A 9,787-nucleotide genomic window follows, 5' to 3' on the forward strand; every position below is an offset into this window, starting at 1 on the left:
CGGCGTTCGTGATCGGACAGCTCCAGAGGCAACGGCTTCGGACCAGGCATCACCCCACCCTACAACCGCAAGCGAACTAACGACTCAGGACACTAGCCCCTCGCCTTCCATGTTCCGGCACCCTTGACCCCGTCCCATGCATACGTAACCGACACCCCCAATTCCCTGACCATGCGGTTCATCGCCCCTTGCACCTTGAGCAGGGCGGAAGCTGGCCTCGCATCGTCACTGCGTCACCGGGACTCAACGGGTACTTACCAGCGAACGGATCGTTCGGAATGAGACCTTCGGTCCTGTGGAGGCACCGGCCATACGCGAGAACCGGTGCTCCGTGTGCGTGAAAGCGGAATTATTGGGATAGCCGAGAGCAGCCTCCTCCGGAGTCATGTCACCGCTCTCCAGCTTCACATCGACACGCGTGCTCCCGTCAGGAGCTGTCGCGGCGATATCGCACATGTGGCCGCTGCCGCCGGTGTTGTGGACGAGGACCGGCGTAGCGCCCGCCGGCACGTAGCAGGCCGGCGCCCGTGGCGCAGTCGCCGACAGGATCGGACGTGGACGGCGAGCTGTACAGCACCCTCGCCGCCTCCTACACCGGCGACGGCAAGCTGCACCCGGAGGGCCACTGGTACGACCCGGCCACCGGGAAGGCGGCTCTGATCGCCAAGCACTCGGACACCTATCCCGGTGACGGTACGACCGACCTGTTCGCCCGCACCCCCGACGGCGGCTTCTGGCTCTACCCCGGTGACGGCTACGGCAGCTTCAACGTGGACAAGCGGCTGCGGATCCGGCTGCCCGCCGACGCACCGGCGCCGTCCACCTGGACGCAGATCAAGGCGGTCGGGGACGTCACGGGCGACAAACGAAGGCGACCCTGATGAACGGTGACGTCTGGGCGGGCCGCGAGATCGTCAACGTGGCGGACATCGACCGGGACGGCACGCCGGACCTGGTGTGGCGCAACCGGGACACCGGCAACATGTACGTCCGCCATGGAAAGCCGGGCACGACCGCCGGCAGCGTCGACCTCGTCTCGCTCACCACGGCGGCCAACTCCCGTGACGGAGACGTGGCTTACGGGACGAGCTGGACGGAGACGAACGTGTCGGCAGTCATCGGCATCCCGGATGTGAGCGGGGACGGTATACCCGACATGTGGGCCCGGTTCGGTGCGGATGGCAAGATGCGGGTCTACCACCCGTCTGAGACCAACACCAATCCGCCCGTGAAGATGGTTCTGTCGACAGACTGGACGAACGTCAAGTCCTTCGGCTGAGGCCGGCGGCAAGCCGCTGCCCCGCCCCGGTCGTCCGGGCGGGGCAGCGGCGTTCTGGCTCAGGCCCTGTTGAGGTGGGCCCAGAACTCGTCGAACGACAGGAGCTTGTCCTTGTCGGTGTCCTGCGCGGCGATCACGGCCTCGGCGACGGCCTCGGTGACGTTCCAGTCGCCCATCTGAGCCATCGCCGTCTTGTATTCGGCCGCAGTGATGAAGCCGTCGCCGTCCGCGTCGTAACGGTCGAACGCCTTGCGTGCTTCCTCGATGTCCGCCACCGGTCCACCCCTTCTTGGTGCATTACTGACGGAGGTCAGATTATCGACACCGTCACGCGATCACGGAGGCGAGGCCGAGAGATGTGTACGGGGAGACAGCCGATGAGCGACGGGCCAGCGGGGATCCTGGCCGCGGCGGCGCGCGGACGGTTTCCGGCGCCGGACGGCGGGGTGACGGTGGGTCCGGTCGTGCGACCGGTGCCAGGGCGGCGTGCTCACCTCACAGGCGCCAGGGCAGGTAGTGCGGGTTGTCCTGGCACTCGCTCATGATCTCGCGCTTGGTCTGCTTGTCGACGGGACAGGCGCCGACGACGAAGTCGCGTGAGATACCGCCCGGGAAGGCGACCTCGACCTGCGCGGCCCACTTGTGGGTATCACCGATCGTCTCGTTGACGTCGATGCCGCCGGGGGCGTCGACGTAGTAGTTCCAGGCGCTCTTCCACTGCTTGTAGAGGTCGTGGTCGTACGTGGTCGAGACGAACGGCGACGGCTGGTTGACCAGGACGTACTTCTCGATGTCGTACTGGCCGTTCTGCGGCGCCTTCGGGTGGAAGCCCTGCTCGAAGATGATCTCGGGACCGCGTCCGTCGGCCCGGTACAGCTGCTTGCAGTTGGTGCGGTACGACGGCGCCGGCGTGATCCGGTCGATGTCGACGCTGCGGTCGGCCGCGGCGTGGAGCGGGTCCCCGACGACGGGGCACGTGGCCGCGGCCGCGGCGGGAGCGGCGGTGGCAACCGAGGCGGCATCGGCGGCGGTGGACGCTGCCGCCGGGACGAGAGTGGTGGTCAGAGCGAGCGCAAGCACGGCGGCCCGGCGCCGCAGGCTAGTCATGATCATGGAGATCACCATCCCGGCACAGCGACGCCGGACCGTGCATCGTCACCCGCCCGTGGGCGAGTTGGGCATCCGGCTAACGGAACACGCCGGTATGGCCCAGGGAGTAGCGGCCGGGCTGGGGGTAGACCGCGAGCCCGTGCGGGCCGTCGCCGACGGGGATGCGCGCCAGCTGCTTCCCGGTCCTGGTGTCGAGGGCGTACACCTCGGAGTCGTAACGCCCGGACAGCCACAGCACCTTGCCGTCCGCGGAGATGCCGCCCATGTCGGGGCTGCCGCCGTCCGGCAGCCACCACTTCTTCGTCAGGTCGTTCTTCGCGAAGTCGAAGACGGAGACGGACCCCTCGCCCCGGTTGGTGATGAACATCTCCCTGGAGTCTCGGCCGATGTAGAGCCCGTGGGCGCCCCTGCCCGTGGGCAGCAGCTTCGGCTGGGTGAACTTCTCACCGTCGAGCACCCACACGCCGTGCGCCATCATGTCGGCGATGTAGAAGGTCTTGCCGTCCGGGGAGAGCTTCACGTCCTGCGGCATCGCGCCCTCGAACGGCAGACTCTGCTGTGCGACGACCTTCATCTTCTCCGTGTCGACCTTGAGCAGCTCGGCGGAGAACTCGCAGGAGACGACGAAGTAGCTGCCGTCGGCGGAGAAGTCGGCGTGGTTGACTCCGTAGCAGGACACCGGCTCGACGTGTTGGGACTCCATGGTGTGCGGGTCGCGGAAGACGAGTTCTCTGTCCAGGGACGCCATGACGACGGCGTACTTGCCGTTGGGCGTGAAGTAGAGGTTGTACGGGTCGTGCACCTCGACGGGCTTGCCCGCCGCACCGGTCCGCGGGTCGATCGGGGTGAGCGTGTTGCCCCGGTTGTTGTTGACCCACAGCGTCTTGAGGTCCCAGGACGGTACGACGTGCTGCGGCTGCGCACCGACCGGGATGGTCCGGATGACCTTGTACGTCTGGGGGTCGATGACCGAGACGGTGTTGGACTTGGTGTTGGGGACGTACACCCGGGAGGGGAATCCCCTGACGACCGGGGAGAGCATGCCCTGCCGGTCGGCGGCGTAGATGTCGTCGGGATCCAGGACGGGCGGCATGCCGGGCAGTCCGAGGGCGCCGGAGACCTTGGTGGGCGCGGCGGACGGGGTGGCCGGTTCGGTGCCGCGCGCCTCCGGCCTCCCCCCGCCCCGGCCGCAGCCCGCGAGCAGGGCGAGAAGGGTGACGGCGAGCAGCACCGTGGTCCGCTTCGTGAGGGGTGTCTTCACGGACAAGCACAGTAGGCGGCAGGGGGGCGAAAAGTAACGATTTACGCAATTCAGATGATCACGGGTCGCGCCGACTCCGACCCTCGAGGCATGAGCAGCGACCACAAGCTCGATGAATCACACCCTGCTATCCACACTTACACATGGATTGCCAGGCAAGTGGACCATCTCACCTATGATTCCTCCTCGAGAAGAACTGAAGTGAGCCGATTGTCCATATATGGGATTTTGGCGATGAGCGGGCTGTCTGTCATAGTCGACGGCACGACCTCCATTGACCCGGGCCAGGTCGACATCGGCGCCCGTGGATGCACCCCCCAATCCACGGCGCTCCACACAGAAGCCCCCGCGGCGCCGCGTCCCGGCGCGAGGGGCTTCTGTGCATCAGCGGGGGTTCTGCGCATCAGCGGAGCTTCAGCGGTCGATGACCCGCATCTCGAACCAGGTGGTCTTGCCGCGCGGCAGCAGGTCCACACCCCACCGGTCGGCGAGCTTGTCGACGAGGAAGAGGCCCCGGCCGCTGGTGTCCATCTCCGTCACGGGCATCAGGCAGGGCAGCCCCCGGGAGGGGTCGCGCACCTCGATGCGGATCCAGCCGCGGCGGCGCAGCATCCGTAATCCGAAGACGCGCGCACCGGTGTGGCGGACCGCGTTGCCGACGAGTTCGGAGACGAGCAGGATCGCGTACTCCCCGGTCTGCGGAGGCAGCGACCACTGGCGCAGCACCACGCACTGGGTGAGCCGGCGGGCCGTGGCGGCGGATTCGGGGCGGGAGGGGAGGCTTACCTCGCCCTCCGTCGGGTTGCCGTACAACTCCAGTGCCTTGAGCGCCTGTTCGTCGTCGGCGGCTGGTGCCCACCGCCCGGCGGTGGCGCCGATGCGCTGCCGCGGTTGTCCCACACCCTCGAGGCCCGACATGCCTCCATCATGGCCGCAACTGACGGTCCGTGTGGCCGTTCCCGCGGAACGGAGCCCCTCGCAGCAGGACGGCCCGACCGCCTCGCAGGGCACACGGTCCCGACGCCGCAAGGCGCCGCTCACCTGTCCGCACCTGGGCGAAGGCCACCCGCACGAGTGACGCCGGCACCCACGGCCGCCGACCGACGCCGACGTGCCGGCCTGCCGCCCACAGCTCACCAGGGCGCGCTATCAGGCCATTTGTCGTGCGGCGCTCCGCTGCGGAACCCTCGATGGCCTGCATCGGTTCACCGGTCCGGGTACTCATCCGGCCAATCCGCCGTCGCGTGCGCCCCTGTGCTTCCGAAAGCCCACGTTCCCGGGACGATCGCGGGGGCACTCAGAGGAGGGGCGGATCACGAGCGTCACGCCGAACAGGCGTGCCGGGCATACCCAAAGGGTGGGAAATGATACGGGTGACTGTGGTGTACGAGGCCGGGCTGCTGCGAGCGGCGCTCGAGGAACTGCTGCGCTCCGGAGGTGAGTTCGATGTCTCCTCCGTGGGGCGCTGGCCGCAGCGACGGGCCCCCGGCGCTCCGGCGCCCGACGTGTACGTCATCGACGCCGAGTGCCTCGAGCCGGCCCGCGCCGCCGACCGGACGGTGACCGGAAGGGGCGCCCTCGTGGCACTCGTCCCGGCACAGCGACCAGGGGTGCTGCGAAGGGCCCATGAGGCCGGTGCCCTCGGGTTCGTCGACAAGGGCGGCTCCAAGAGCCGATTGATCACAGCGGTGCGCCGCGCCGCGAAGGGTGACCGGTTCGTGGACGAGGCACTCGCCGCCGGTTTTCTGACGGCAGCGGAAATGCCGCTGACTCGCCGGGAGTTGAGCGTACTGGCGCTGGCCGCCAGGGGAGAGCCGATCGCGGAGGTCGCCGCGTCGTTGCACCTGTCCCAGGGGACGGTCCGCAACTACATGGCGAGCGTCATACGCAAGGTGGGGGCCCGCAACCGGGTGGACGCGATCCGCATCGCGCAGGGGGCCGGCTGGACCTGATCCGGGTCGGCGGACCGCCCGGTCCCGCCCGATCCGTGCACACGGACCGCCGCCGCTGGACGGCGGGCCGGCCGGATCAGCGGGCCGTGCCGTGCCAGTGCCCCACCAGATCCCGGTACAGAGCGGAGCGCACGAGCAGTTCCTCGTGCGCTCCGCACCGGGCGTGCGTGCCGTCGAGGACGAGGACGCGATCCGCCCGGAGGGCCGACGACAGCCGGTGGGCCACCACCACCAGGGTCCCCGGCCGGGCGGCGAGAGCCCTCTCCGCCACCGCCTCCGTCGAGGGATCGACATGGGACGTCGCCTCGTCGAGCAACAGCACGGGCGCCAGGGAGAGATGGGCGCGGCCGAGGGCGATCAGCTGCCGCTCGCCCTGGCTGAGGGTCCGCGGTGTCAGCAGGGCGTCCAGACCGCCGACCCTGGCCACGAGCGGCTCCAGCTCCAGCGCCCGTACGGTCTCCTCCACTGCGGCTCGCGGGGCGTGGGGGCGCAGGTAGCACAGGTTGTCCCGGAGCGTGCCGGTGAACACGTACGCGTCCTGCGGGAGAAGGGCGCGCATGCCCGTCAGCTCCGTGGGTGACGCCGGCCCGAGTGAGTGCCCGGCCAGCCGCACCGTCCCTGCGGTCGGTGCCAGCGTGCCGGCCGCCACCTGGAGAAGTGTCGATTTGCCGATGCCGCTCGGCCCGACCACGGCGAGGTGCTCTCCCTCGGTGACGGTCAGGTCCAGCCCGTCCAGGACGGGACGCGCCCGCGACCCGAAGGAGACCCGGATGCCCCGGAGTTCCACCGCCGCCCGGTCTGTCGGGGGGCCGGACTCCGAGCCGGCGGCGGGAGGGTCGGCGACGGCCGTGTCCGGGTACGGCTCGGTGAGCCGGCCCAGGACCACGAGCAGCCGCGCGCCCGCGGCGCCGAGCACGGTCATCAGCGAATGCAGGGCGGGAAGCAGTGCCTGAAGCAGGTAGGTGAGGGCACCCGCCAGTGCTCCCGCCGTGACGCCTTGCCCCACCAGCCACGGAGTGCAGATCAGGAGGAGGAAGACCGGCAGCTGACCGGCCACGGCAACGGCGAGCGTGCGCACGGTCGCCCAGCGGGCCATCGACCGTGCCGCGGCGGCGGCCTCGTCGACGTCGAGCCGCCCCCGTGCCATGGCTTCGTCCTGCGTGCCGCAGGCGACGATGTCGCGCAGGGCCGTCCGTACGCCCTGCGCGTGCCGGCCGATCGCCTCGTCGGCGTCGAGGTAACGGTGCTGGGCGCGGGCCATCGGCAGCAGTGACGCCATGAACAGCGTGACTCCCAGCAGCAGCGGCGGCAGAACGATCAGCAGGAACTGCGGTGCCAGCGACAGCAGACCGACCGCGGCCCCGGCGGCGACGAAGACGAAGGAGCGCGCGGTGAGCACAAGCCCCGCGAAGCTGTCCCGGGCGATCTCCGTCTGGCTGGTCAGCCGGGAGACGGCGGTTCCGTCGACCGAGCCGCCGGGGGCCGTGGCCTTGCGCAACGCGTGCGTCACCGCGCGGCGGACCAGAGCGTCGCGTAGCGGCTCCGTCAGGTCGGCGAGGAGGGCGAAAACCCCGCGGGTGACGGGGGCGCTGAGCAGAATCACCCCGGCCGCCAGCGCCAGCCAGAGCAGACCCGTCACGGTGTCCGCCCGCAGGAACCCGTCGTCGAGTGCTCTGGCGACTCCGTAACCGCCGAGAAACGTCTGCACGGACTCGGCGGCGGACAGGGCCACGAGCCCGAACAGGGTCCGCTTCCTGCGCAGGAGGAAACGCCGGGCCGGTGCCGCCAGGCGGCGGGCGGCCACCCGGTCCGTGACGGCGGGGCCGTGACCGGGCCGGGCGGTGGTCCGGCTCATCGCCCGGCCCCCCGGCCGCGGCGCGCGACCAAGGCGGCGGGCGGCCACCCGGCCCGTCGCGGCGGGGCCGCGCCCGGAGTGCGTGACGGGTCCTGCGCAGGCACGCGGTCAGGCGCAGCCCGCGAATCCGGCGCAGACACAGGGTCCCCCGCGGGCGGCGAATCCGGCGCAGGCACAAGGTCCCCCGCGGGCGGCGAATCCGGCGCAGACACAGGGTCCCCCGCGGGCGGCGAATCCGGCGCAGGCACAAGGTCCCCCGCGGGCGGCGGGTACGGGGTGGCCGGCCGTTCCTGCACGGGCTCGGGGGCGAACACCGCACGGTAGTCCGGGTCCCGCCACAGCTCGTCGTGCGGCGCGACGCGTCGGACGTGGCCCGCCTCCAGCCAGATCACCAGGTCGGACCGGGCTGCGGTGGACACGCGGTGGGCGACGACCAGCCGCGTGCCCGTGAGCGAGGAACGCGACAGCGCGCATTCCACCTGCCGTTCCGTGGCCGTGTCGAGGCTCGAGGTCGCGTCGTCCAGGATCGTCAGACGCGCTCGTCGTACGAAGGCCCTCGCCAGCCCCAGGCGTTGCCGCTCGCCCCCGGACAACGGCGCCCGGTCCAGCGGTGTCCCGTACCCCTGGGGCAGCAGGCGTACGAAGTCGTCGGCGTGCGCGAGGGCAGCAGCGCGCCGGACCTGCTCCCCGCTCGTGCGGACGGCTCCGGCCGCCACGGCTTCGGCCACCGTGACGCCGTGGAACTCCGGTCGTGCGAAGGCGTACGCGACGCAGGCGCGCAGGTCGCTCCGCGCCACCTGGGACAGCGTTGTGCCGTCGAGGAGCACCTGCCCCACGTCCGCATCCTCGAGCCGGCCGGCGACCGCGGCGAGGCTGGACTTGCCGGAGCCGGACCGGCCCACCACGGCGGCCGTCGCGCCTCCCGGCACCTTCAGCGACACGTCCGTGAGCAGCGGCGCACCGCCGCGCACGACACCGACCCCGCTGAGTTCCAGAGCGCCGGTTCCGTCGGCCGGCAGGACCGCGCAGCCGTGGGGCATCGGGTCCAGGTCCGCGAGTTCGGCCGTGCGACGGGCCGCGCTGCGGGCCCGCACGAGCGCGCCGAGCGGAGACGCGACCCCGCCGACAGCCGCTGCGAGCGCCGCGTAACGCGAGGCTGCCAGCAGGTCCCCCACGCTCAGGGCGCCCTGGGAGACGCGGACCCCGCCCACGGCGAGGACGGCTGTGACCAGCAGCGGCAGCAGCACGCCGCTGTGTGCCACGGCACGGCCGTGGACGGTCCACATACGCCGTCCGTGCAGGGCCAGTTCGTCGAGCGGGGCGAGGACGCGCCGCGCCTCGCGTTCGACGGTGCCTGCCGCGGCGACCGTACGGGCGCCCTCCAGCGCCTCCGCCAGCCGGGCGGCGATGTCGGCCTGCACCCGCTGGTAGCGGCCGACACTGTCGGACGAGTGACGGGCGAAGGCACGCAGCAGCAGAAGCAGCAGCGGAACACCGGCCAGGAACACGGCGGCGGTCCACGGATCGATGAGCGCGAGGGCTACGAGGGCGCCCACGGGGGCGAGCAGTGAGGAGACGATGGTGGCGAGCGCCGCAGGCGCCGCTCCGCTGTCCGCGGCGTTCACGCACAGCCGAGCGGCGACGTCACCGGGAGAGTACGAGGCCGCCCTGTCGAGCGGACTGCCGAGCAGCCCCGTCAACGCCCGGATGCGTACCCAGGCGGTGGCGCGGGCGTTCGCCAATTGGCTGAGCAGGACGCGTGCGGCCTCCAGGAGGACCTCACCCGCCATCAGCACGGCGCTCAGCGCGAGCCATGGCGCCACCCCTGTGCGTCGGTCCAGCATCAGGTCCAGCGCGTGCCCGATGACGGCGGGAACCACGAGCGCGCACCCTGCGGCGGCCGTCGAGCAGAAGCCGAGAACGGCCGTGATGAACCAGGTGCGCCGCACCGTGCCGCGCAGGAGTGCGTCTCCTCCGCTCCCCGGCGCCGTACGGCCCTCCTCGCGCCGGCCCTCGCCCCGGGGCTTCACGGCCGACCGCCCCTGGTCACGCCCTTCCTCGTCACGCTGTCGCCTGCCCCGCGGTCGCTCTGCCCGTTCCAGCCTCGTCACCCCTCTCCGTCACCTGTCTCCGGCACTCCTCCGCGGAAAACGCCTCCGGGGACCGCCCCCGGAAGCCGCTCCGGGGGCTCGGCCGGGCAGAACCGTCCACCGCTGTGGGCACGGCGTTCCGGACGCCGCGGGGGGGGGGGGGGGGGGGGGGGGGGGGGGGGGGGGGGGGGTGCGGGGGGGGGGGGGGGGGGGGAGGGGAGGGGGGGGGGGGGGGGGGGT

8 protein-coding genes and 1 pseudogene are annotated in these 9,787 nt (G+C 71.4%); 2 read left to right on the forward strand and 7 right to left on the reverse strand.

Translation table 11 applies throughout. From position 1 onward, the window contains the following. Window positions 1-243: 243 nt before the first annotated feature. Window positions 244-456, reverse strand: a complete 213-nt coding sequence (locus tag ACZ4SA_RS20405; RefSeq protein ID WP_468276360.1) for a hypothetical protein — start codon at window positions 454-456, stop codon at window positions 244-246. Window positions 457-551: 95 nt separating this feature from the next. On the opposite strand from ACZ4SA_RS20405, the pseudogene ACZ4SA_RS20410 reads away from it, so the two are divergent. Continuing rightward, window positions 552-1,279, forward strand: a pseudogene (locus ACZ4SA_RS20410) (hypothetical protein); the annotation flags it as partial. Between the two features lie 59 nt (window positions 1,280-1,338). Here the strand turns inward: ACZ4SA_RS20410 and ACZ4SA_RS20415 are convergent. From ACZ4SA_RS20415 to ACZ4SA_RS20430, 4 genes are all read right to left on the reverse strand, one after another. Further along, window positions 1,339-1,554: an EF-hand domain-containing protein gene (locus ACZ4SA_RS20415; protein WP_468276362.1), complete on the reverse strand. Its 216-nt coding sequence runs from the start codon at window positions 1,552-1,554 to the stop codon at window positions 1,339-1,341. Window positions 1,555-1,774: 220 nt separating this feature from the next. After that, the gene (locus ACZ4SA_RS20420; RefSeq protein WP_468276363.1) at window positions 1,775-2,392 is read right to left on the reverse strand and encodes an ADP-ribosyltransferase; all 618 of its coding nucleotides are present in this window, start codon (window positions 2,390-2,392) and stop codon (window positions 1,775-1,777) included. Window positions 2,393-2,465: 73 nt separating this feature from the next. Next, entirely contained in the window at window positions 2,466-3,650 is a 1,185-nt protein-coding gene (locus tag ACZ4SA_RS20425; RefSeq protein WP_468276366.1) for a YVTN family beta-propeller repeat protein, read from the reverse strand. Window positions 3,651-4,064: 414 nt separating this feature from the next. Beyond that, window positions 4,065-4,568, reverse strand: coding sequence for an ATP-binding protein (locus ACZ4SA_RS20430; protein ID WP_468276368.1), 504 nt, complete (start codon window positions 4,566-4,568; stop codon window positions 4,065-4,067). Between the two features lie 446 nt (window positions 4,569-5,014). Here ACZ4SA_RS20430 and ACZ4SA_RS20435 point away from each other — a divergent pair, with 446 nt between their 5' ends. Next, window positions 5,015-5,602, forward strand: a complete 588-nt coding sequence (locus ACZ4SA_RS20435) for a response regulator transcription factor (protein WP_468276370.1) — start codon at window positions 5,015-5,017, stop codon at window positions 5,600-5,602. 76 nt (window positions 5,603-5,678) lie between these two features. Here ACZ4SA_RS20435 and ACZ4SA_RS20440 read toward each other — a convergent pair whose 3' ends face one another. Beyond that, window positions 5,679-7,457: an ATP-binding cassette domain-containing protein gene (locus tag ACZ4SA_RS20440; RefSeq protein WP_468276373.1), complete on the reverse strand. Its 1,779-nt coding sequence runs from the start codon at window positions 7,455-7,457 to the stop codon at window positions 5,679-5,681. Further along, window positions 7,454-9,487, reverse strand: a complete 2,034-nt coding sequence (locus ACZ4SA_RS20445) for an ABC transporter ATP-binding protein (RefSeq protein ID WP_468276375.1) — start codon at window positions 9,485-9,487, stop codon at window positions 7,454-7,456. The genes ACZ4SA_RS20440 and ACZ4SA_RS20445 overlap by 4 nt, the downstream gene beginning before the upstream one ends. Between the last annotated feature and the right edge of the window lie 300 nt (window positions 9,488-9,787).

The organism is Streptomyces sp. NPDC027962 (genome assembly GCF_055566095.1).